Annotated in this window: 19 protein-coding genes; 14 read left to right on the top strand and 5 right to left on the bottom strand. The window is 71.2% G+C overall.

Annotation, left to right across the window (positions count from 1 at the left end; genetic code table 11):
• The first annotated feature begins 104 nt into the window (after nucleotides 1–104).
• From QRN23_RS06805 to rplL, 10 genes are all read left to right on the top strand, one after another.
• Nucleotides 105–1,430 carry an ABC transporter substrate-binding protein gene (locus tag QRN23_RS06805; RefSeq protein WP_123570513.1) on the top strand — a complete coding sequence of 442 codons (1,326 nt, stop codon included), beginning with the start codon at nucleotides 105–107 and terminating at the stop codon, nucleotides 1,428–1,430.
• A 79-nt stretch (nucleotides 1,431–1,509) separates the two neighbouring features.
• On the top strand, nucleotides 1,510–2,505 hold the full coding sequence (locus QRN23_RS06800; protein ID WP_082460311.1) for a carbohydrate ABC transporter permease: 996 nt from the start codon (nucleotides 1,510–1,512) through the stop codon (nucleotides 2,503–2,505).
• Nucleotides 2,498–3,337, top strand: a complete 840-nt coding sequence (locus QRN23_RS06795; RefSeq protein ID WP_043592933.1) for a carbohydrate ABC transporter permease — start codon at nucleotides 2,498–2,500, stop codon at nucleotides 3,335–3,337. Before QRN23_RS06800 ends, QRN23_RS06795 begins: the two co-directional genes overlap by 8 nt.
• Nucleotides 3,334–4,506, top strand: coding sequence for a Gfo/Idh/MocA family protein (locus tag QRN23_RS06790; RefSeq protein WP_347342498.1), 1,173 nt, complete (start codon nucleotides 3,334–3,336; stop codon nucleotides 4,504–4,506). Before QRN23_RS06795 ends, QRN23_RS06790 begins: the two co-directional genes overlap by 4 nt.
• 80 nt (nucleotides 4,507–4,586) lie before the next feature.
• The gene (locus tag QRN23_RS06785) at nucleotides 4,587–5,600 is read left to right on the top strand and encodes a sugar phosphate isomerase/epimerase family protein (RefSeq protein ID WP_285062995.1); all 1,014 of its coding nucleotides are present in this window, start codon (nucleotides 4,587–4,589) and stop codon (nucleotides 5,598–5,600) included.
• 15 nt (nucleotides 5,601–5,615) lie between these two features.
• A complete protein-coding gene (locus QRN23_RS06780) occupies nucleotides 5,616–6,581 on the top strand; it encodes a TolB family protein (RefSeq protein WP_192124600.1) in 966 nt (321 codons plus the stop codon).
• A gap of 112 nt (nucleotides 6,582–6,693) precedes the next feature.
• Nucleotides 6,694–7,452 (top strand): response regulator transcription factor, encoded by a 759-nt coding sequence (locus tag QRN23_RS06775; protein WP_056046521.1) that lies wholly within the window; start codon nucleotides 6,694–6,696, stop codon nucleotides 7,450–7,452.
• The gene (locus QRN23_RS06770; RefSeq protein WP_267658747.1) at nucleotides 7,449–9,056 is read left to right on the top strand and encodes a sensor histidine kinase; all 1,608 of its coding nucleotides are present in this window, start codon (nucleotides 7,449–7,451) and stop codon (nucleotides 9,054–9,056) included. The genes QRN23_RS06775 and QRN23_RS06770 overlap by 4 nt, the downstream gene beginning before the upstream one ends.
• Before the next feature lie 246 nt (nucleotides 9,057–9,302).
• On the top strand, nucleotides 9,303–9,818 hold the full coding sequence (gene rplJ / locus QRN23_RS06765; protein ID WP_043592926.1) for a 50S ribosomal protein L10: 516 nt from the start codon (nucleotides 9,303–9,305) through the stop codon (nucleotides 9,816–9,818).
• 49 nt (nucleotides 9,819–9,867) lie between these two features.
• Nucleotides 9,868–10,251 carry a 50S ribosomal protein L7/L12 gene (gene rplL, locus QRN23_RS06760; protein ID WP_056046519.1) on the top strand — a complete coding sequence of 128 codons (384 nt, stop codon included), beginning with the start codon at nucleotides 9,868–9,870 and terminating at the stop codon, nucleotides 10,249–10,251.
• 129 nt (nucleotides 10,252–10,380) lie between these two features.
• Here the strand turns inward: rplL and QRN23_RS06755 are convergent, their stop codons facing one another.
• On the bottom strand, nucleotides 10,381–11,823 hold the full coding sequence (locus tag QRN23_RS06755; protein ID WP_159826117.1) for an APC family permease: 1,443 nt from the start codon (nucleotides 11,821–11,823) through the stop codon (nucleotides 10,381–10,383).
• A 42-nt stretch (nucleotides 11,824–11,865) separates the two neighbouring features.
• A complete protein-coding gene (locus QRN23_RS06750) occupies nucleotides 11,866–13,461 on the bottom strand; it encodes a LuxR C-terminal-related transcriptional regulator (RefSeq protein WP_192124602.1) in 1,596 nt (531 codons plus the stop codon).
• A gap of 236 nt (nucleotides 13,462–13,697) precedes the next feature.
• Between QRN23_RS06750 and QRN23_RS06745 the strand changes: the two genes are divergently transcribed.
• A complete protein-coding gene (locus QRN23_RS06745; protein ID WP_123570508.1) occupies nucleotides 13,698–15,572 on the top strand; it encodes an ABC transporter ATP-binding protein in 1,875 nt (624 codons plus the stop codon).
• Between the two features lie 15 nt (nucleotides 15,573–15,587).
• Here QRN23_RS06745 and QRN23_RS06740 read toward each other — a convergent pair whose 3' ends face one another.
• Both QRN23_RS06740 and QRN23_RS06735 read right to left on the bottom strand, forming a co-directional pair.
• Nucleotides 15,588–16,322 (bottom strand): DUF305 domain-containing protein, encoded by a 735-nt coding sequence (locus QRN23_RS06740; RefSeq protein WP_285062988.1) that lies wholly within the window; start codon nucleotides 16,320–16,322, stop codon nucleotides 15,588–15,590.
• Nucleotides 16,319–16,993 (bottom strand): thioredoxin-like domain-containing protein, encoded by a 675-nt coding sequence (locus QRN23_RS06735; protein WP_123570507.1) that lies wholly within the window; start codon nucleotides 16,991–16,993, stop codon nucleotides 16,319–16,321. Before QRN23_RS06735 ends, QRN23_RS06740 begins: the two co-directional genes overlap by 4 nt.
• A 245-nt stretch (nucleotides 16,994–17,238) precedes the next feature.
• On the opposite strand from QRN23_RS06735, the gene QRN23_RS06730 reads away from it, so the two are divergent.
• Together QRN23_RS06730 and QRN23_RS06725 are read left to right on the top strand one after the other, a co-directional pair.
• Nucleotides 17,239–18,603 carry a cystathionine beta-synthase gene (locus QRN23_RS06730; protein ID WP_285062987.1) on the top strand — a complete coding sequence of 455 codons (1,365 nt, stop codon included), beginning with the start codon at nucleotides 17,239–17,241 and terminating at the stop codon, nucleotides 18,601–18,603.
• Between the two features lie 93 nt (nucleotides 18,604–18,696).
• Nucleotides 18,697–19,851 carry a cystathionine gamma-synthase gene (locus QRN23_RS06725; RefSeq protein WP_056046507.1) on the top strand — a complete coding sequence of 385 codons (1,155 nt, stop codon included), beginning with the start codon at nucleotides 18,697–18,699 and terminating at the stop codon, nucleotides 19,849–19,851.
• Nucleotides 19,852–19,951: 100 nt separating this feature from the next.
• Here the strand turns inward: QRN23_RS06725 and QRN23_RS06720 are convergent, their stop codons facing one another.
• A complete protein-coding gene (locus QRN23_RS06720) occupies nucleotides 19,952–21,820 on the bottom strand; it encodes a cell wall-binding repeat-containing protein (RefSeq protein WP_285062986.1) in 1,869 nt (622 codons plus the stop codon).
• 94 nt (nucleotides 21,821–21,914) lie between these two features.
• Between QRN23_RS06720 and QRN23_RS06715 the strand changes: the two genes are divergently transcribed.
• Entirely contained in the window at nucleotides 21,915–23,297 is a 1,383-nt protein-coding gene (locus QRN23_RS06715; RefSeq protein WP_285062984.1) for an MFS transporter, read from the top strand.
• Nucleotides 23,298–23,320: the final 23 nt, after the last annotated feature.

Here is a 23,320-nt window from a genome sequence, read left to right as displayed (position 1 = left end):
ACCACCCGCACCACCGGAGTCACCACAGCACCACGAACCCCCGCACCACCCCTTCCCTCACTCGATGAAGAGAAATCTCGAAGAAGAGACAACCAGGAGAAGTCATGCAAACGAAGTTCCGTTGGCTCGCCGCCCTCGCGGTCGGAGCCCTCTCGGTCGGATCGATGACCGCCTGCAGCGCCTCGGGCGGCAGCGGCGACGCCGACACGATCACCTACTGGGCCAGCAACCAGGCTCCGACGGTCGAGAAGGACGCCGAGATCCTGCAGGAGAGCATCGACCGCTACACGGAGGAGACCGGCGTCAAGGTCGACCTCGAGGTCATCCCGTGGTCCGACCTCTACAACCGCATCCTCACCGCCGTCTCGAGCGGCGAGGGGCCCGACGTCCTCAACATCGGCAACACCTGGGCGGTGTCGCTGCAGTCCAGCGGTGCCTTCGTGCCCTGGGAGGGCGACGCCCTCGACCAGGTCGGTGGCCAGGACCGCTTCGTGCAGTCCAGCTTCGCCACCGGCGGTGCCGAGGGTCAGGCACCCACGTCGATCCCGCTCTACGGGCTGTCGTACTCGCTGTACTACAACACGAAGATGTTCGAGGCCGCGGGCATCACCACCCCGCCCGCCACCTGGGACGAGTTCGTCGAGGACGCCAAGAAGCTGACGGTCGACACCGACGGCGACGGCACGATCGACCAGTGGGGCGTCACCATGGCCGGGTCGAGCATCTCGAACAACGCCCACCAGGCGTTCGTCCGGGGCCTGCAGAACGGAGGCGCGCTGTACGACGAGGACGGCGAGCCCGACTTCGGCAACGACGGCGTCGTCAAGGGCGTCAAGGAGTGGGTCGACCTGATGGCGGTCGACAAGGTGGTCTCACCGTCCGACGCCGAGAGCGTGAACGGTTCGGACATGGCGGCGACGTTCGCGGACGACAAGGCCGCGATGTTCTTCGACCAGGCCCCCGACGCGAACCTCTCGGCCCGCGACTTCACCGACTACGCCGCGGCACCCGTGCCGATGGAGTCCGCCGACGCGACCGGTCTGCTGGGCACCCAGAGCCACGTGGCCGGCATCAACGTGAGCGTCTTCGAGAACAGCGGCAACAAGGACGCGGCGATCGACTTCGTCAAGCACCTGACGAGCGACTCCGAGCAGGTGTACCTGAACAAGGCGTTCAGCTCGCTGCCCGTGGTCACGAGCGCGTACGACGACCCGGCGTTCCAGTCGGACACGATCAAGCTGAAGCAGACGATCCTCGAGGACCACGCCCAGCCCATGCCCCTCTACCCCTCCGAGGGGCAGATGGAGACCTTGGTCGGCACCGCGATCAAGAACCTCCTCGCCACCGCAGCCCAGGGCGGTTCCGTCAGCGAGTCCGACGTCAAGTCGGCCCTCGAGGACGCGAACAGCCAGATGAGCTCGGGTCAGTAGCCCGTCCCACCGCCCGTGACGGGGGCGGCCGGTCCGATCGACCGGCCGCCCCCGCCACCCAGGCCCCGAGAGGACCCTCATGACCGTCAACGTCCTGCCCCCCGCCACCGCCGAGAAAGATCTCCCGCCCGACCCGCACCAGCAGGCCCCGATCGAGCCGGCCAAGCGCAAGAAGCACCGATCGCCGCTCGCCTACTTCCTGGTGGCGCCCGCCGCCCTGGCCGAACTGCTCGTCCACATCGTCCCGATGGTGCTCGGCATCTGGATCGCGTTCATCACGCTGAACCAGCTCAGCATCGCCAACTGGGTCAACGCGCCCTTCGTCGGCCTGCAGAACTTCGTCACCGCGCTCGACCCGTCCTCGCCCATCGCCGGCCAGCTGTACGGGGCCCTGGGGCGCACGCTGATGTTCACCGTCATCGTGGTGGCCATCGCCTGGAGCATGGGCATGCTCGGCGCGGTGCTCCTGACCAGCTCGTTCAAGGGCCGCGGCATCCTCCGCACGCTCTTCCTCGTGCCCTACGCCCTGCCGTCGTACGTCGGCACCATCGCCTGGGCCTTCATGTTCAACCAGCGCGACGGGGCCATCAACCGCTTCCTGGTGGACGACCTCGGCATCCTGCAGGACCGGCCCTTCTGGCTGCTCGGCGGCAACTCGTTCTGGGCCATCGTCATCGTGACGGCGTGGCAGTTCTGGCCCTTCGCCTTCCTGATGCTGCTCGCCGCGTTGCAGAACATCCCGGGCGACGTCTACGAGGCCGCGAGCCTCGACGGCGCCAGCCTCTGGAAGCAGTTCACCCAGATCACCCTGCCCATGGTCAAGCCGGCCAACGCCGTGCTGCTGTTGATCATGAGCCTGTGGATCTTCAACCAGTTCAACGTGCCCTACGTGCTCTTCGGCCCGGCGTCGCCCGAGCAGGCGACGCTCATCTCGCCGTTGATCTACCAGCAGTCGTTCAACAACTGGAACTTCGGCCTCGGCGGTGCCATGAGCGTGATGCTCCTGGTCGTGCTGCTGATCGCGTCGGCGTTCTACATCCGCATGGTTCTGCCGAAGGGACAACACGATGATTGAGACCCGTGGGTTCAAGGTCTTCCGCTTCTTCGGGCTGGCCTTCCTGTCGCTCGTGGTGGTCGTCCCGCTCTACGTGGTGCTGACCACCTCGATCAAGCCGCTCGCCGACGTCCAGGGCTTGTTCACCTGGATCCCCAGCCGGGTGACGCTCGAACCGTACGTGCAGATCTGGCAGACGGTGCCGCTGGCGTCGTACTTCAAGAACAGCCTGATCGTCACGATCTCGGCGACGGTGCTGTCGGTGGCCATGGCCGTGCTCGCCGCGTACTCGCTGGCCCGCCTGCGGTTCAAGGGCCAGCGCAGCTTCAGCCTGGTCGTGCTGTCGACGCAGATGTTCCCGGGCATCCTGTTCCTGTTGCCGCTGTTCCTGATCTTCGTGCAGATCCAGCGCACGGTCGGCGTGCAGCTGACCGGCAGCTACCTCGGCCTGATCATCACCTACATGACGTTCTCGCTGCCGTTCTCGATCTGGATGCTGACGGGCTACTTCGCGTCGATCCCGAAAGAGCTGGAGGAGGCGTCGATGATCGACGGCACGGGTCGCCTCGGCGCCCTGTTCCGCGTGATCATCCCGGTCGCCAAGCCGGGCATCATCGCGGTCGCGGTCTACGCCTTCATCACGGCCTGGGGCGAGGTGCTGTTCGCCTCGGTGCTGACGAGCAAGGACACGCGCACGCTCTCCATCGGCCTCCGCGCCTACGCCTCGCAGCAGGACGTCTACTGGAACCAGCTCATGGCCGCCTCGGTCGTCGTCTCGCTGCCCGTGCTCATAGGCTTCATGCTCGTGCAGAAACACTTGATCACCGGACTGTCGTCGGGGGCCGTGAAGTGACCGAGCCGGCCGTGGCCACGGCGGTGGGGCCGGTGGGCGCCACCGCCGGCCCGGCCGGCCGGGCAGCACCGAGCCGAGGAGGCGCGGGTCGCGTCGAACCCTTGCGCGTCGGCATCGTGGGCGGCGGCTTCATGGCGCGCGTGCACGCCGGCGCCGCGCGGTCGGCCGGTGCCCGCGTGGTCGCCCTCGCCTCCTCGAGCGCCGCCAGCGCGGCCCACGCGGCGGCGTCCCTGGGCGTCGACACCTCCCACGAGAGCGTCGACGACCTCGTCACCGATCCCGGCGTCGACGTCGTGCACGTCTGCTCGCCGAACGCCACGCACGCGCCCGTCGCGCTGGCGGCGCTCGCCGCCGGCAAGCACGTGGTCTGCGAGAAGCCGCTGGCGACCTCGAGCGCCGAGGCCGAGGCCCTGGTCGAGGCCGCCCGGGCCGGGCGACTGGTCGGTGCCGTGCCCTTCGTCTACCGCTACCACCCGATGGTGCGCGAGGCCCGGGCCCGCGTCGCCACGGGCGAGGTCGGCCGCGTGCTGAGCGTCCGGGGTTCGTACCTGCAGGACTGGTTGCTCGACAGCGACGACGTCGACTGGCGGGTCGACTCGGCCGCGGGTGGTCCCTCGCGGGCCTTCGCCGACATCGGCAGCCACCTGGTCGACCTGCTCGAGTTCGTCCTGGGCGACCGGCTGGCCCGGCTGACCTCGACGACCACCACCGTGCACACGCACCGCGGCGGCTCGTCGGTCGACACCGAGGACGAGGCGGCCGTCGTGTTCGAGACGGCACGGGGGGCGATCGGCACCCTCTTCGTGTCGCAGGTCGCGCCGGGTCGCAAGAACCGCCTCCTGCTTGACCTGTCGGGCACCGCCGAGAGCCTCGAGTTCTCGCAGGAGGAGCCCGAGACGCTCTGGGTCGGACGCCGGTCGGGCACGCAGCTCGTCGCCCGCGACGCGGCCGTGCTCGCACCCGACGCCGCCCGCCTGTCGACCGTCCCCGCCGGGCACCCGATGGGCTACGTCGACGCGTTCGCGGGGTTCGTGCGCGACGCCCACGACGCCGTCCGGGGCGGGACCCCCGAGGGGCTGCCCACCTTCGTCGACGGCCTGCGCGCCGTCCGGGTGACCGAGGCGGTCCTCGCGTCCGCCGCGTCGCGCCGGTGGGTCGACCTGCCCTGACCCCGACCGTCCCGACCCCGTCGCCGCCCGCACCGCCCCCGCCGCCCGCCCGCACCCCCGTCGCCCCCGAGAAGGAACCCATGGCCGAGAGCTCCCGCCCCGTCACCCTGTTCACCGGCCAGTGGGCCGACCTGCCCTTCGAGGAGGTCGCGGCACTCGCCGCCGGGTGGGGCTACGACGGCCTCGAGATCGCCGCGTCGGGCGACCACCTCGACCTCGAGCGCGCCGACCAGGACGACGCGTACCTGCGGTCGCGACTCGACGTGCTCGAGCGGCACGGCCTGGGGGTCTGGGCGATCTCGAACCACCTGACCGGGCAGGCGGTCTGCGACGACCCGATCGACTTCCGGCACCAGGCGATCGTGCGCCCGTCCACCTGGGGCGACGGCGAGCCCGAGGGCGTCCGGCAGCGGGCCGCGGAGGACATGAAGCGGGCGGCGCGGGTGGCCCGCAAGATGGGCGTCGACACCGTCGTAGGCTTCACCGGCTCGAAGATCTGGCCCTACGTGGCGATGTTCCCGCCGGTCCCGGCGAGCGTGATCGACGCCGGCTACCAGGACTTCGCCGACCGCTGGAACCCCATCCTCGACGTGTTCGACGCCGAGGGCGTCCGGTTCGCCCACGAGGTGCACCCGAGCGAGATCGCCTACGACCACTGGACGAGCGTCCGGGCGCTCGAGGCCATCGAGCACCGGTCCGCCTTCGGCTTCAACTGGGACCCCTCGCACATGCTCTGGCAGGGGGTCGACACGGTGTCGTTCATCACCGACTTCGCCGACCGGATCTTCCACGTCGACTGCAAGGACACCCGCATCAAGCCGCCCAGCGGGCGCTCGGGCGTGCTCGGCTCCCACCTGCCCTGGGGCGACCCCCGCCGGGGCTGGGACTTCGTCTCGACCGGCCACGGCGACATGAAGTGGGAGGACGCCTTCCGCGCCCTCGACGCGATCGGCTACGACGGCCCGATCTCGATCGAGTGGGAGGACGCGGGCATGGACCGGTTGCACGGTGCTCCCGAGGCGCTCGCCTACATCCGTTCACTCCTCTGGAGACGACCGAGCGCCTCCTTCGACGCCGCCTTCGCGAACCAGTGACGGCAGACTGATCCCATGCCCCGAACCCTGCTGCCCGGCCAACGGAGCCGCCTGCTCGTCGTCGACCCCGCGACCGGCGACGTCGAGGTCGTCCTCGAGAGCACCCGCGTGCTCGTCGAGGCCCCGAACTGGAGCCCCGACGGTCGATGGCTCGTCGTCAACGGCGACGGCCTGCTCTGGCGGGTGCCCGCCGACGCCCGTGGGGTCGACGAGACGGCGCTCGAGCCGGTGCCGATGGGCGACGTGCCCGAGATCAACAACGACCACGTGATCGTTCCCGACCAGGGGGCCGTGATCGTGAGCGCCCGGGACGGCCACCTGTACGAGGTGCCGTGGGACGGCGTGACCCCGGGCGGCACCGCCCGCCGCGTGACGCGCGACCACCCCGCGGGCCGCAACCACAAGAACTACCTGCACGGCGTCTCGCCCGACGGTGCCACGCTCAGCGTGATCGTCGGCGCCCTGCCGGCGCCGGTCGACGACCCGGACGACGAGGAGGCGCGGGCCGGCTGGCGCACGAACGTCGCCCTGGTCTCGCTCGCCGACGGCGCGACCACGCCGGTGACCGACGACGAGCACCCCGACGACGGGGCCGAGTTCTCTCCGGACGGGGCGTGGCTGTGGGCCAACTCGGAACGCGCCTCCGCGGGGGTCGCCGGCCACGCGCAGCTCTTCCGGAGCCGCCTGGACGGCGGAGACGTCGTGCAGGTGACCGACGACGAACGGGTCAACTGGTTCCCGCACGTGTCGCCCGACGGCTCGACGCTGCTCTGGGTGTCGTTCGAGCCCGGCACGCTCGGCCACCCCGAGAACCGCGACGTCGTGCTGCGCACCCTGCCCCTCGGTCCCGACGGCCTGCCCGTGCCGGGCCGGGCGCCACGCGACGTGCTCGCCCTCTTCGGCGGCCAGGGCACGATCAACGTGCCCTGCTGGGCCCCGGACTCGGCTCGTTTCGCCTGCGCCGACTACCCGTCCGCCTGACGCGCGCCCGGCGCCCCGGGTGCTCGCGGCCCGCGTGGTCGCCGTGGGCCGTCCGGGGACGATGCGCAGCCCGCTCATCGACCCATCACAGTTGGTTCATAGAAACGACTCGATACTTGGAGAGGTGACCACAACGACCCCCGCCACCGCCTCGGCCCCCCGCCTCACCCGTGCCGACGGAACGCCCCTCCGAGTCCTCGTCGTCGACGACGAGAACAGTCTCACCGACCTGCTCTCGATGGCCCTCCGCTACGAGGGATGGGACGTCAAGGCGGCCTCCGACGGTCAGGCGGCCCTCGCCACGGCGCGCGAGTTCAAGCCCGATGCGATCGTGCTCGACTGGATGCTGCCCGACATCGACGGCATCCAGGTGCTGGGTCGACTGCGGTCGAGCGGTGACGACACCCCGATCCTGTTCCTCACCGCGAAGGACAGCGTCGAGGACCGCGTGTCGGGTCTCACCGCCGGGGGCGACGACTACGTCACCAAGCCGTTCTCGCTCGAAGAGGTCGTGGCCCGGCTGCGCGGCCTCATCCGCCGGTCGGCCTCGGCCATCAGCGAGGCGGGCGACTCGCGCATCGTCGTCGGCGACCTCGTGCTCGACGAGGAGAGCTACGAGGTGACGCGCGCCGGTCGCGAGATCGAGCTGACCGCGACCGAGTTCGAGCTGCTGCGCTTCCTGATGCGCAACCCCCGCCGCGTGCTGAGCAAGGCGCAGATCCTCGACCGGGTCTGGAGCTACGACTTCGGCGGCAAGTCCAGCGTCGTCGAGATCTACATCTCGTACCTGCGCAAGAAGATCGACGTCGGCGAAGAGCCGATGATCCACACCGTGCGCGGCGTCGGTTACGTGATCAAGCCCACGTCGTGAGCGATGCCCTGCCCGCCCGGGTGGGCTCGCGCCTCCGGGGCCTGGTGGGCCGGGCGCCCGGTCTCGCCGGGCCGCTCACGCTGCGCAACCGCCTGATCCTCAGCATCGTCGCGCTCGTGGTGCTGCTGACCATCGTGATCGGCTCGGTCAGCGTGTTCGTGCTCCAGGCGTCGCTCATGCGTCAGCTCGACGACGAGCTCGAGGGGGCGACGGGCCGCTCCGTGCCCATGGTGAACGCGCAGGGCTCGACGAGCCGGCCCTACCTGACGCCCGACGGCGACGACCTCTCGGGCCCGCGGCAGTCGCCCGGCACCTTCACGGCCGTCGTCGTGAACGGGACGGTCGTGGCGGCGTACCAGGTCGAGCAGTCGGGTCGGGTCGTCACGCCGCGCCTGACCGACGACCTGACCTCGGTCGTGACGACGGTCGCCGGCTCGACCGCGCCCGAGTCCGTCTCGCTCGGGTCGGCGCTGGGGTCGTACCGGGTGGAGTCGCTCGCGGTCGGCTACCAGACGACCACCACGTCGGGCTCCCTCGCCACCACGCCGGCGTACCTCGTCGTCGGTCTGCCGACGAGCAGCGTCGACCGCACCATCACGGTCATGGTGGTCACGATCCTCGCGGTGACCCTCATCGGCCTCGCGGTCGCGATCGCGATCGCCTACGGGGTCGTGCGGAGCGCCCTCCGCCCGCTCGAGCGCATGTCCGACACCGCGCTGCGGGTCGCCGAACTGCCGCTCGACCGCGGCGAGGTGGCCCTCGCGGAACGCGTCGACGAGGCCGACGCCGACACCCGCACCGAGGTCGGCCGCGTCGGTGCGTCGCTCAACCGCATGCTGGGCCACGTGGCCGGGGCCCTCGAGGCCCGTCAGCAGAGCGAGAACAAGGTGCGGCAGTTCGTGGCCGACGCCTCGCACGAGCTGCGCACTCCGCTCGCGTCGGTCCGCGGCTACGCCGAGCTGACCCGCCGCATGAACACCGGACTGCCCGACGACGTGGTCTACGCCATGGGCCGCATCGAGTCGGAGTCGCTGCGGATGACCTCGCTCGTCGAGGACCTCCTGCTGCTCGCCCGCCTCGACGAGGGTCGCGACCTCGTCACGGGCGACGTCGACCTGACCAGGGTCGTGCTCGACACGGTCAACGACGCCCACGTGGCCGGACCCACGCACGACGTCGACGTGTACGTGCCCGACGAGCCGGTCACCGTGTCGGGCGACGCCATGCGCCTGCACCAGATCGTCGCGAACCTGTTGACGAACGTGCGCACCCACACGCCCGACGGCACCCACGTGCACGTCTCGCTCACGGTCGACGACACGTCGGGGGAGGCCGTCGTCTCGGTCGCCGACGACGGGCCGGGCATCGACCCGGCCGTGCTGCCCGTGCTGTTCGAGCGGTTCGCCCGCGCCGACAGCTCGCGGTCGCGGAAGGCCGGCTCCACGGGTCTCGGCCTCGCGATCGTCCAGGCGGTCGTCCACTCCCACGGCGGCACCGTCGACGTCGCGAGCTCGGCCGGGGGAGCGACCTTCACCGTCCGCCTGCCGCTCGCGACGCCCGCGGACGCACCCCACCACGAAGCCGAGGAGGCGCGACTTGCGTGAGGGCGCCTCCTGCGTCTACTCTGTACGAAGCCCAAGACCGCCGGTTGTAGTCGTCTGCTCGCAGACGGGTGCCGAAGGTTCTCGAGAGAGAGCGACCAGCGCAGGTGTGTGAAGTCGTTCCTCTTCTCGAAGAGATCCAGCTCCGTGCGCTTGCGCCGGAGCTTTTTTCATTGGTGCGGCGCCGGTCTCGGCGCGGCCGAGTCGAGTTCCCGGGGGCTGCCGGCACACCCACGTTTTAGGAGAGCCATGGCGAACAAGGAAGCATCGGTCGCCGAGCTCACGGACAACTTCCGTGACTCGACCGCCGTCCTGCTCACCGAGTACCGCGGTCTCACTGTTGCCGAGCTGAAAGAGCTCCGCAAGTCCATCAGTGCAGACGCGACGTACGCCGTGGTGAAGAACACGCTCAGCAAGATCGCGGCCAACAACGCCGGAATCAGCTCGTTCGACGACGAACTCGTCGGACCGTCTGCGATCGCCTTCGTGCACGGTGACCCCGTCGCCGTCGCCAAGAGCCTGCGTGACTTCGCCAAGGCACACCCCGCTCTGATCGTGAAGAACGGTTACTTCGACGGTAACCCGCTCACGGCAGACGAGGTCAAGCAGCTCGCCGATCTCGAGTCCCGAGAGGTGCTGCTGGGCAAACTGGCCGGCGCCTTCAAGGCTTCGCTGTTCGGTGCTGCCTACCTGTTCCAGGCACCGCTGTCCCAGGCCGTTCGCACGGTCGAGGCGCTGCGTGCCAAGCAGGAAGCCGACAGCTAAACAGCTGTCGTACCAACCCACACTTTAGAAAACCCATAAGGAGAACACCATGGCGAAGCTCACGCAGGACGAACTGATCGAGGCCTTCAAGGAGCTCACGCTCATCGAGCTCAGCGACTTCGTGAAGAAGTTCGAAGAGGTCTTCGAGGTCACCGCTGCTGCCCCCGTGGCCGCTGCCGGTGCCGCCGGCCCCGCCGCCGCCGCTGAAGAGGTCGAAGAGCAGACCGCTTTCGACGTCGTCCTCGAGGCTGCCGGCGACAAGAAGATCCAGGTCATCAAAGAGGTCCGCGCGCTCACGAGCCTCGGTCTCGGCGAGGCCAAGGCCGTCGTCGACGGTGCTCCCAGCACCGTCCTCGAGGGTGCCACGAAGGACGCCGCCGAGAAGGCCAAGGCTCAGCTCGAGGCCGCCGGCGCGACGATCACCCTCAAGTAGTCGGCGGGCCCTCGCGGCCCTCTGCGCTTGAGCGGCACGTCTGCTCAGCACCACACGGAAGGCGCCACCCCTCGGGGTGGCGCCTTTCGGCGTTTCCGGTGGGGCGCGCCGACCACACGGACGGCCGGGTCAGGAGGCGCGGGCCAGGACCGAGTGTCGGCGGCCGTACCCGAGGTACACCGCGGTGCCCACGACCATCCAGACGGCGAAGGCCGCCCAGGTGACCCACCCGAGGGTCACCATGAGCAGCACGCAGAAGGCACAGCCGAGGACCGGGGTCAGCGGGTAGAGCGGCACCTTGTAGGTGCGGTCGAGCTCCGGGCGGTTGCGGCGCAGCCAGATGACCGACACGTTGACCAGGGCGAAGGCGAAGAGCGTGCCGATGCTCGTCGCGTCGGCCAGGGCGCCCAGGGGGATCACCGCCGCCGCGACGGCCACGGCTCCGCCGACGATCAGGGTGCCGGCGACGGGCGTCTGCGTGCGCGCCGAGACGCGGCCGAGGACGCGGGGCACGAGCCCGTCGCGGGCCATCGAGACGAAGATGCGCGTCTGACCGTAGAGCACCGTCAACACGACGCTCGCGATCGCCGCCACGGCGGTCACGGCGAAGAGGAACGCGACCCACGGCTGCCCCGTGATGTCGGCGACGATCGTGACGAGGGTCGCCTCGCCGTCGGTGAAGGTCGTCCACGGGCGCGCGCCGATCGCGGCGACGGCCACGAGGATGTAGAGCACCGTGATGATCACGATCGAGGCGATGATGGCGCGCGGCAGGTCGCGCTTCGCGTCGCGGGCCTCTTCACCGGCCGTGGACGCCGCGTCGAAGCCGATGTACGAGAAGAACAGGCGCGAGGCCGCCGCCGAGACGCCGGCCGCGCCCATCGGCGCCAGCGGCTCGAAGTTCCCGGCGCGGAAGGCCGTGAAGGCGACGGCGACGAAGAACACGAGGAGCGCCACCTTGACGACGACGAGCAGGGTGTTGACCCAGGCGCTCTCCCGGGCGCCGGGAACGAGCACGAGGGTGGCGAGCAGGACGAGGACCGCGGCGGGCAGGTTGAGGACGCCGCCGGCGCCCGGGGGCTCGGCGATCGCGGCCGGCAGGGCGAGCCCGAACACGTCGAGGGCCTCGTTCACGTACTGCCCCGCCCCGACGGCGACGGCCGCGACCGAGACGGCGTACTCGAGCACGAGGCACCACCCGCAGACCCACGCGATGCCCTCGCCGAGCGTCGCGTACGCGTACGAGTAGCTCGACCCCGACACGGGCACGCTGCCCGCCATCTCGGCGTACGACAGGGCCGACAGCAGGGCCGCGACGCCCGCGAGCACGAACGAGATCCAGACGGCGGGGCCGGCCAGCGGGACGGCGGTGCCCAGCACGACCAGGATGCCCGTGCCGAGGGTCGCCCCGATGCTGATCGCCGTGAGGTGCCAGACGCCCAGGGTGCGTCGCAGACGGGGGCCGCCGTCGGCGGATGCCGCGCTCTCGGCGACGTAGGCCTCGAGGGGTTTGCGCGCCCTCAGCTGGGCGAGGAGGGACGGACGGGACGTGACGCGGGACTCGTGGGGCACCGCGAGAGGTTACCCCACGGCCGGCACCGCGCCTCCTCGTCCCTAGTCGTCGAGGTCGAGGCCGAGCTGCTTGACGCGGGTCATCGCCTCGCGCCGCGACGACGCCTGCAGCTTGCGGTAGATGCTGCGGACGTGGCTCTTGACGGTGTTGACCGAGATGAACAGCTGGCTGCCGATCTGGCCGAGGGTCTGACCGGTGGCCAGGTGGCGGACGATCACGAGCTCGCGGTCGCTCAGCGGCTCGGCGAGCTGCGGCACGACGTCGGCCGTGGTCCCGCGCAGGCGGTCGAGCACCCCGACGATGGCGGCCGGCTGACGACGGCCGACGGCGCGCTGCACGAGGTGGTCGAGGACGTCCTCCGGCAGGGTGGCGAAGAGCCAGATCGACCCGTTGTGACCCGCGCTCAGCAGGGCCTGGTCGAAGGCGATGTCGCTGCGCGCGGCGTCGCCGAGGGCGAGGTGTGCGGCCGCCTGGAGGGCGTGCACCTGGCCCATCGTGCGCTCGCTGTGCAGGTCGCCGATGGCGAGGCACGGTTCGAGCGCCTCGAGGGCGGCCTCGGGTTCACCGGCGGCGAGGTGCACGAGGGCGAGCACGCGACCGGGACAGCGGATGTGGTGGTGCGACGACGTCACCGACGACGCGAGTCGACGGGCCTCGTGCGGCTGACCGAGCAGGCGCATGGTCTCGGCCCGCAACACCGTGGCCGAGTCGGTGAGGGCGCTGTGCCCGGTGAACCCGTCGATGGTGCGGGTGATCCGCGCCAGCAGGTCGAGCACCTCGATGTAGCGGCCCTCGGACAGCAGCACGTGCGCTTCGGCGAAGAGGCCGAGCGCCTCCCAGTCGCTGCCGCGCGACGCCTGCCGCACGTCGGCGAGCAGGCCCTCGTGGCCGCTCACGGCCTCGCCGCGTTCGAGGGCGAGGTGCACGCGCGTGATCTGGGTGAGGGCCCCGAACGAGCTCCCCAGCAGGTCGGTGCCGTCGGCGAGCTCGCGGGCGAGGTCGACGTGGCGGTCGGCGAGGTCGAAGTCGCCGATCAGCATCGCGACGAAGGCGAGCGCCGAGAGGCACTCGACCCGCTCGGCGGTGCTGAGGTGGTCCTCGCCGAGACCGTTCGCGAGGCTCAGGGCGAAGCGGGCCTGGTCGATCTCGCCGTAGTGCAGCCGGATGAGGCCGAGTTGCAACGAGAAGGAGGCGCTGAGCGAGATGCGCACGCTGATCGACTCGGCGAGGTCGTTCTCGATGAGGGTCCGGGCGACCTCGAGGTGCTCGTGGGCCACGACGAAGTTGCCGAGGGTGCGCAGCGACGCCCCGAGGTGCACGTGGTAGCCCGCCCGGATGTCGAGCGGCAGGTCGGGGTCGGCGTCGAGCGCCTTGGCGACGCCGCGGAACCAGGGCAGGGCCGCACTGCGCGAGCGGGAGCCGACCGAGCGGTGGCTCGCCGCCAGGGCGAGCAGGATGCGGGGTCGGCCGCGCCATTCCTCTTCGGGCGTCGAGCGGATGGCCTCGCGCAGACGCGCTCCCTGCAAGGGGGCGATCTGGGTCCAGCCCTGCTCGATGGCATCGAGAGCGGCCCGGTGGTCGGCGGGCTGCAGTTCGGCACTCGGCGGTTCGACGGCCGTGGGGTTCGACGTGTTCACGATGGTCCTAGCTCGGCCGCTTCGGGAGGCTCGCCCGTCGGGTAGGGAGAACGCGGCTGCCGGAGCCTGGTCAGGTGCACCGACACCGCCATACTAAACTGAGTGTTCATTACGCCGTATGGTCTGTCGGGCATTGCGCCCACAACTGGGGGACGAACGGTCGTTCTACGGCGTGTCGCGGCGTCGGCGTCCGACGGTGGGCCACTCGTGACGGGGGTCGGGCCTACGCTGACCGCATGAGTTCGATGCACGCCCCCGCAGGCGGTCCCCGGGGCGGAGGCCGACCGGGCGGGTCCGGCCGGGTCTCGAGCGGCGACGCCGAGGCCCAGCGTGCGGCGAACGCCACCGCGCCGCGCATCCCCGACCTGTTCCGTCGCATCCGCGGCCTGTTCGCCCCGCACCGGCGAGCCCTCGTCGTCACCGTCGTGCTCGTCCTGATCGGGGCCGCCGTCAGCGTGGCTCCACCGCTGCTCACCAAGCAGGCGTTCGACCGGGGGTTGTTCCCCCAGGGCGGTCCCGACGTGCCCGTGCTGCTCGAACTCGTGGGCGCCATGGTGGGACTCTGGGTGCTGTCCGCCGGCATCGGCGTCTGGCAGACGTACCTGACCGCCACGGTCGGCAACAAGGTGATGGGTGCGTTGCGCATCCGCCTCTTCGGGCACCTTCAGCGCATGGAGCTCGCGTTCTTCACCCGCACCAAGACCGGGGTCATCCAGTCGCGCCTGCAGAACGACGTCGGCGGCGTCGCGAACGTGCTGAGCAACACCATCTCGAGCGTCCTCGGCAACACGGTCACGGTCATCGCGGCCTTCGTGTCCATGCTCGTGCTCAGCTGGCAGATGACCGTCGTCACGGTCGTCCTGCTGCCGCTGCTGGTGGTGGCCCAGCGACGGGTGGGCCAGGTGCGCGCCCGCATCGCCACCAAGACGCAGGAGTCGCTCAGCGACATGACCGCCATCACGCAGGAGGCGCTGAGCGTCAGCGGCATCCTGTTGGCGAAGAGCTTCAACCAGCAGCGCGCCGAGGTCGAGCGCTACTCGGCCGAGAACCGCACCCAGATCGGGTTGCAGGTGCGTCAGCAGATGAGCGGGCAGTGGTTCTTCGCCGTCGTCCAGATCTTCCTCTCGGTCATCCCCGCCCTCATCTACCTGGTCGCGGCCTGGCTGATCCTCCGTGACGTGCCCGTGACGGCGGGCACGATCGTGGCCTTCACCACGGTGCAGGCCCGCTTGACCTTCCCGCTCATGGGGCTGCTGCGGGTGGCCCTCGACCTGCAGACCTCCGGAGCGCTGTTCGCCCGCATCTTCGAGTACCTCGACCTCCACCCGGCGATCACGAACGACCCCTCGGCCGAGCCGGTCGACGAGACGCAGCTCGGGCGGGTCGAGTTCGACGACGTCTCGTTCTCGTACCCCGACGCCGAGCCCGGGCAGAAGACCCTCGACGGCGTCTCGTTCGACATCGCACCGGGTCAGTTCGCCGCCTTCGTCGGCCCGAGCGGTGCGGGCAAGACGACCGTCTCGTACCTGATCCCGCGGTTCTACGAGGCGTCCGGCGGAGCGGTGCGCTTCGCCGGCACCGACGTCCGGCGCCTCGACCAAGAATCGCTGGTCGGCAACATCGGCATCGTCAGCCAAGAGACCTACCTCTTCCACGCCAGCATCGGCGACAACCTCCGGTACGCGCGACCCGACGCGACCGACGAACAGCTGGTCGACGCAGCCCGGCAGGCGAACATCCACGAGACGATCGCGTCGTTCCCCGACGGTTACGACACGATCGTGGGCGAGCGGGGTTATCGGCTCTCGGGCGGTGAGAAACAACGCATCGCCATCGCTCGCGTCCTGTTGAAGGACCCCGCCGTCATGGTCCTCGACGAGGCGACGAGCGCCCTCGACACGGTGTCCGAGCGCGTGGTGCAAGAGGCCCTCGACACGGCGACCCGTGGCCGGACGACGATCGCCATCGCGCACCGGCTCTCGACCGTGCGCGACGCCGACGTCGTGTTCGTCGTGGTGGCCGGTCGCGTCGTCGAGCGGGGGACGCACGACGAGCTGCTGGCCCTGGGCGGGGTGTACGCCGAGCTGTACGGGCAGCAGGTGTCGTCGTAGCGCTGCGGTGTCCTGTCAGCCGCGCTCGACGAGCATCGCCTGCATGGCGTCGACCTCGCTCTGCTGCGTCTGCAGCATGCCCGAGGCGAAGGCCCGCACCTGCGGCACCTCGCTGCGCGCCAGGACGGCGTCGGCCATCTCGATGCCGCCCTCGTGGTGCGCGATCATCAGGGTCAGGAAGATCCGCTCGGCCTCGACGCCGTTCGCCGAGGCCAGTGCCGCCAGTTGCTCGTCGGTCGCCAGCCCCGGCATGCGGCCGCCGGGTTCGTGGGTGGCGACGGGCGTGGCCGAGCCGCCCGCGCCTCCGTCGTCGGTCATGTGGTGGCTGCCGTAGTCCCCGTCGAGGGTCGGACGGGTCATCCAGGTCATGGTCGGCTCGGAGGGCGCCTGCGGCAGGCGCCACAGCTCGAGCCAGGCGTACATCTGACCGGCCTGCTGCGACTGCGTGAGGGCCATGTCGTAGGCCAACGAGCGGACCGCGGGGTCGTCGGTCCGGTCGCGGACCATCATCGCCATCTGCACGGCCTGCTCGTGGTGCACCTGCATGTCGCGCGAGAACCCCGCCTCGACGCTGTCCGTGCCGGGCGTGACGGGGGTGGGCGAGCTGAGCCGCCCGAGCGCGACGCCGACCAGCAGCACGATCGCCACGGTCAGGACCCCCGCGATCACCAGCCTCAGCCGACGACCCGAGGAGGCGCGGTGCAGCCCCGCCCCGTCGGTCGCGTCGTCGTCGTGCCCCGGTGCCGTCACGCGATCTTGCCGGTGCCGTCCACGCCGCCGCTGCAGGGCGCACCGGGCTCGGGGGCGTTCGTGGACTTCCAGTACTTGGTGACGAAGTCGGACACGGTGGCCTCGTCGTCGGTCACGTTCGCGAAGGGCAACTGGGCGCCCCAGGCCGAGACGTACATGGGGGAGTCGAGGCCCTCGTAGGGCGAGACGACCGCGTACGTGTCGGGGGCGAAGTCGCGCAGCGCCTCGATCTCGCCCTCACTGACCTGCTCGGGGTCGTAGGTGAACCAGACGGCGCCGTGCTCGAGGTCGTGGACGGCGTTCTCGTTCGGCACGGGCTCGGTGTAGACGCCGCAGTTCAGCCAGATCTGGTTGTGGTCGCCGCCCGCGGGAGGGGTCATCGCGTAGTCGACGCTGCCGCCGACGTGGTTCGCGGTGAGGTCGGAGTAGGTCTTCACGCCGTCGATCTCGATGGCCTGGGGGTCCTGCCGCGGCTGGCCGCTCGTCACGACGAAGGTGACGACCAGCGCGATGGCCGCCGCGCCCGCGACCGAGGCGGTGACGATGCCGATGGTGCGGTTGCGCTTCGCCCGGGCCTGTTGCCGCTTGAGCTCGGCCACCTTCTCGTGACGCCGGGCGTCTCGCTGCTGCTTGACGGTGGGCTTGTCGGTCGGCTTGTCGCTGCTGGCCACGGGGGTCCTCTGGGGTCGGGGAGGTGGTCGGGACGCACCCGATCGTGGATGCGTCACCCATTTTCTCTCACGACTGCCTGGGAGGCGCGTGCCAGCCGGTCGGGCCCGCCGACCCTCCGTCACACGCCACGACCCCGTCATTAGACTCGACGAACGGGTCCGGCGGGGACGCCCCGACCGACCCGACCACCCGAGTCGTCGACCTGCGCGCGCCCCACGAGGGCCCCGCGAGAACCGGAGCACCCGTGAAGTACGCCGAGACCGTCCTCGACCTGATCGGTGACACGCCGCTCGTCAAGCTGAACAAGGTGACCGAGGGCATCACGGCGACCGTGCTCGTCAAGGTCGAGTACGTCAACCCGGGCGGTTCGTCGAAGGACCGCATCGCGACGCGCATCATCGACGCGGCCGAGCGCGACGGCCTGCTCGGGCCCGGGGGCACCATCGTCGAGCCGACCAGCGGCAACACCGGCGTGGGCCTCGCCCTCGTCGCCCAGCAGCGCGGCTACCGCTGCGTCTTCGTCCTGCCCGACAAGGTCGGCGAGGACAAGCGCAACGTCCTCAAGGCCTACGGCGCCGAGATCGTCGTCACGCCGACCGCCGTCGAGCCGACCAGCCCCGAGTCGTACTACAGCGTCTCCGACCGCCTGGCGCGCGAGATCCCCGGGGCGTTCAAGCCGAACCAGTACGCCAACCCCAACGGGCCGCTCAGCCACTACGAGACGACGGGCCCCGAGATCTGGCGCGACACCGACGGCCGCATCACGCACTTCGTCGCGGGCGTGGGCACCGGCGGCACCATCAGCGGCACCGGCCGCTACCTCAAAGAGGTGTCCGGAGGCGCGGTGCAGGTCGTCGGCGCCGATCCCGAGGGCAGCGTCTACAGCGGGGGCACCGGCCGCCCCTACCTGCTCGAGGGCGTCGGCGAGGACTTCTGGCCTGCCGCCTACGACCCCTCGGTCGTCGACCGCATCATCGCGGCGGACGACGCCCGTTCGTTCGAGCTGACCCGGCGCCTCGCCCGCGAGGAGGGACTGCTGGTCGGAGGCTCGTCCGGCCTGGCCGTCGCGGCCGCCCTCGACGTGGCCCGCGAGCTCGGCCCCGACGACGTCGTCGTCGCCCTGCTGCCCGACGGCGGGCGCGGCTACCTCGGCAAGATCTTCAACGACGCGTGGATGCGCTCGTACGGCTTCGGAGTCAGCCACGACGAGCGGTCGGTCCGCGACCTCGTCGCCTCGAAGACCGGGCAGCTGCCCGACCTCGTCCACGCCCACCCGTCCGACACCGTCCACGACGTGATCGGCATCATGAAGACCTACGGCGTCTCGCAGATGCCCGTGCTCTCGGCCGAGCCCCCGGTCGTAATCGGCGAGGTCGTCGGCGCCATCGAGGAGAAGGCGTTGCTCGAGGCCATCTTCCGCGGCGGCGCGACCATGGGCGACGCCGTCTCGGCGTACCTCGGCGACCCCCTGCCCCTGATCGGCGTGAACGAACCCGTCTCGGCGGCCCGATCCGCGCTCGAGTCCGTCGACGCCCTGCTCGTCACCGACGACGGCCGCCCGGTCGGCGTCGTCACCCGCCAGGACGTCCTCTCCTTCCTGTCCTCCTGAGCGGCCGGGGCGGCACCGTCACCCGGCGGCCCGGCCCGCGCCTCCTCGTCCCCCTCCGTCTGCACCACCCGTCCCCCTCGAAAGGACATCCTCATGACCCACGGCTTCTCGACCAGGGCGATCCACGCCGGCCAGGACTTCGACCCCACCACCGGTGCCGTCGTCCCCCCGATCTACCAGTCGTCGACGTTCGTCCAGGACGGCATCGGCGGGTTCCGTGGCGGCTACGAGTACGCGCGGTCGGCGAACCCGACGCGCGACTCGCTGCAGACCCTGCTCGCCGACCTCGAGGGCGGCAGCGCCGCGTTCAGCTTCGCCTCGGGGCTGTCGGCCGAGGACGCGCTGCTGCGTTCGGTCCTGGCACCCGGCACGCGCATCGTCATGGGCAACGACGTCTACGGCGGCACGCACCGCCTCGTCAACCGGGTGTGGGTGCCCTGGGGCGTCACGCTCGACACCGTCGAGATGAGCGACCTCGACGCCGTGCGTGCCGCGGTCCAGGCCGCCCCGACGGCCGTGCTCTGGGTCGAGACCCCGAGCAACCCGCTGATGAAGATCAGCGACATCGCGGCGCTCGCCGAGATCGGACACGCGGCCGGGGCCGTCGTCGTCGTCGACAACACGTTCGCGTCGCCGTACCTGCAGCAGCCCCTCGCCCTGGGGGCCGACGCGGTCGTCCACTCGACGACGAAGTACATCGGCGGTCACTCGGACGTCGTGGGCGGCGCGGTGGTCGTGCGCGACGACGAGCTCGCCGCGAAGGTCGGCTTCGTGCAGTTCGGCGTCGGTGCCGTGTCGGCGCCGATGGAGGCGTGGCTCACGGTGCGCGGCATCAAGACGCTCGGCGTGCGCGTCGACCGCCACTCGTCGAACGCCCTCGCCATCGCCCGGGCCCTCGAGGGGCACGCGGCGGTCGAGCGCGTCTACTACCCGGGGCTCGAGTCCCACCCGGGCCACGAACTCGCCGCCCGGCAGATGCGGGCGTTCGGCGGCATGCTCTCGGTGCAGCTGAGCGCGGGTGCGGCCGCGGCCCGACGGTTCGCCGAGTCGACCGAGCTGTTCCAGCTGGCCGAGTCGCTCGGCGGCGTCGAGTCGCTCATCGGCTACCCGAGCGAGATGACCCACGCCTCGGTGCGCGGCACCGAGCTCGAGGTGCCCGACTCTATCGTGCGGCTGTCGGTCGGCATCGAGGACGTCGACGACCTGCTCGGCGACGTCACGCAGGCGCTCGCCCGCCTCGACGCGTAGGCGCCCTCGCGAGGGACGACGGAGGCGCGGTGCGGGTGGTCCCGCACCGCGCCTCCGTCACGTGGCCACGTCGAGCGCGTCCGTCAGGGACGGGCCCCGGTCAGAGCCCGGCCTCGACCGCCGGGCTGACGGCGTTGGGGCCACCCAGCACGACCAGGCCGTCGGCGCCGAGCTTCGTCAGGGCGGTGCGCACGCTGACGGGCAGCGCGTCGGGCCGCGTGAGCAGGACGGGACCGCCCAGCCGGCCCGCGGTCGGTGCTCCGGCGAGCGCGTCGGGGAAGTTCACACCCGTCGAGACGAACGCCACGTCGGAACCGGCGGGGTAGCCGGCGGCGGCGATGACGGCCGAGGTGTCGAAACGGTCGGCACCCGAGAGCCGCGACGTGGGCGCGACGGCCCGGAGCTGGGCGATGACCGATTCTCCCACCGCGTTGACCCCGCCGAGCACGACGATGCGTGCAGGGGCCAGCCGGGTGAGCTCGGCCGAGACCGTCTGCGGCAGGGCGTCGGGCCGCGTGAGCAGCATCGGGCCCTTGTCGGGGCCGCCGGCCAGGGCTGCGCCCGAGAGGGCGTCGGGGAAGTCCAGGCCGGTCGCGACGTAGGCCGTCCCGCCCCGACCCTTCGGGAAGGTCGTGCTCGAGATCGTCGCAGACGTGTCGAAACGATCCGCACCCGAGACGCGGGTGACACCGGCGGCGCCGGTCGTCGCGATCTGGGAGAGCTGCTGGCGGACCGTGTCGGAGACCGCGGCCACCCCGCCCAGGACGACGACGCGTTGCGGGCGGAGCTCGGCGAGTTGGGCGCGGGTCGCGTCGGGCAGGGTGTCGGGGTAGGTCAGGAGGACCGGGGCGCCCCGGTAGCCGGCGGCCGCGCCCCCGGCGAGGGCGTCGGGGTAGGTGCTGCGGGACGCGACGTAGACCAGGGGGATCGAGGCCTTGGTCGGGGCGTTGCCGTCCACGACGACCGGCGGGGTGAACGCACTGGCGGCGATGGTCGCCGCGGTGGCGAAGGCGTCGGCTCCCGAGAGACGGCCCACGGCCGGGGTGGTCGGGCGGGTGAGGGCCGCGAGGTCGGCCTCGGTGCCGTTGAACACGTCCTGGTCACCGGGGTAGGGCGAGTCCTCGGTCTGGGACCACTGCCAGAACGTCCAGGTCGCGAAGGACGAGGTCGGCGGGGTGACCGGGGTGTTCGTGGTCGCCGTGGGGTAGTACGCGACGAAGAGGCGGTCCTTCGGGAACGCCGAGCTGTTGCCCGTGCACGAACTCCAGAAGTCCTGGTTGGTGTAGATCAGCGGCTGGACGCCCTGCTGGGCGACGACGGTGCCGATCCACGACTGGATCCAGGTGACCATCTCGGACTGCGACAGCCCCCAGCAGCGTCCACCCTGCTTGGTCGGGTTGGTCGACACCTCGACGTCGAGCACCGGGGGCAGCATGCCGGGTCTCCAGGCCGTGGCGTTGTCGAGGAAGAACTGCGCCTGCGGTGCCCCGGACGAGTAGAAGGGCAACGCGTAGTGGTAGAAACCGGCCGTCAGCCCCGCCGCCTGCGCGCCGGCGAACTGGGCGGAACGGTAGCGGTTGGTGCTGCCGGTGGGGTTGCCGTTCGTGTAGGTGCCGGGCACGCCCTCGGAGGCCTTGACGAACGTGAAGCGGGCGCCCGCCGAACGCGCGGCGGCGAAGTCGGGGGACGGCTGGTACGAGCTGACGTCGAAGCCGGGCACGCCACGAGGAGGCGAGACGGCCGCGGCGCGGGAGAGGCGTTCGTCGGCCCCGTCCCGGGTGCCGCCCGATGCCCCCATCTCGTGGTCGGAACCCGCGTCCTGCTGGGCGAGCGTCGGGGACGAGGTCGAACCGGCGGTGACGGGAGCCGCGACGGCGACCGTGGTCGTCCCGAGCCCGAGGACGACGCCGAGGGCGACCGTCAGGGCGAGACCGCGGACGGACCCGGCACGGTGAGAAGAAGTGGACACGAGACAGACCCCCAGACGCAGGCGACGCCCCTCGCCGCCTGAGGGCGATCCTAGGGGAGGGGGTGCCGTCGGTGGCTCGGCCTAGGCTGACGACATGACCGACGCCGCCGCCGTGAGCACCCGCCCCGAGGGCGTGCTCAGCGGTCGGTACCGGCTGGCCACCCTCGGCATGTGCGCCCTCATCGGCATCGCGGCGTTCGAGTCGCTCGCGGTCACGACGATCATGCCGATCATCAGCCGTGAGCTCGACGGCGAAGCGCTCTACTCGCTCAGCTTCGCGGCGCCCCTCGCGTCCGGCCTGGTCGGCATGGTGGTGGCGGGCAACTGGGCCGACCGCAGCGGGCCGCGCGTCGTGGTCATCGCCTCGATGCTGCTGTTCGCCGTCGGGCTGCTCGTCGTCGGCACCGCGCCCGACATGGTCGTGCTGCTGCTCGGCCGTCTGGTGCAGGGCGTCGGCTCCGGCGCGGTCATCGTCGGGCTCTACGTCATGGTCGCCCGGCTCTACCCGCCGGGCCTGCACCCGTCGATCTTCGCGGGGTTCGCCGCGGCCTGGGTCGTCCCGGGCCTCGTCGGGCCACTCGTCGCGGGCGTCGTGGCCGAGACGGTGGGCTGGCACTGGGTCTTCCTGGGTGCGCTCGGCCTCGCCGTGCCCGCGTTCTTCGCCGTCCTGCCGAGCCTGCGTCGCGTCCCTCCGCCCGAGGTGGCCGAGGGTGCGCGGCGCGTGCCCTGGAGCATCGGTCGCATCCTCTGGTCGGTCGGCGCGGCCTTCGGCGTGCTGGCCCTCAACCTGGTCTCCGAGTTCCCGACCTGGTTGACCGTCGTCGTCATCGTGGTGGCGGTGGTCGTGCTCGCCGTGGCGCTCCGGCCCCTGTTGCCGCCGGGCACGCTGCGCGCCGCCCCGGGGCTGCCCACCCTGGTGCTGCTGCGCGGTCTCGTGGGGGCGGCGTTCCTCGGCAGCGAGGTCTACATCCCGTACATGCTCTCGGCCGAATACGACTTCAGCGCCTCGGCCTCCGGCGTGACGCTGACCCTGGGGGCGCTCGGCTGGGCGTTCGCGAGCTGGGTGCAGGGCAGGCTCGGCGACCGGGTGGCCCAGCGCGACGGCATCCGCATCGGCATCGTCCTCGTGCTCCTCGGCGTCGTGGTCGCCGCGCTGACCCCCCTGTTCCACCTGCCCCCGGCCTTCCTCATCGCGACCTGGGCCGTCGCCGGATTCGGCATGGGGTTCATGTACCCCCGCTTCTCGGTGCTCGTCCTCGCGCTGTCGACCGAGTCCGAGCGCGGGTTCAACAGTTCGGCGTTGACCATCGCCGACTCCACCGGTTCGGCCGTCGCGCTGGCCTTGACCGGCGCCGCGTTCGGGGTGCTCGGCGGCGCGTCCAGCCCCCTCGCCTTCGTCGCCTGCTTCGCCGTCGGCACGGGCGTCGCGGTGCTCGCGCTCGCCCTGAGCGGCCGCGCGGTGCCCCGGGGACGGTGACCGCGCCTCCTGCCCGCCGATGG

This window comes from Frigoribacterium sp. ME-P-080, assembly GCF_030209595.1.
Lineage (GTDB): Bacteria > Actinomycetota > Actinomycetes > Actinomycetales > Microbacteriaceae > Frigoribacterium.
This window is presented reverse-complemented; position numbering and strand designations above follow the sequence as displayed.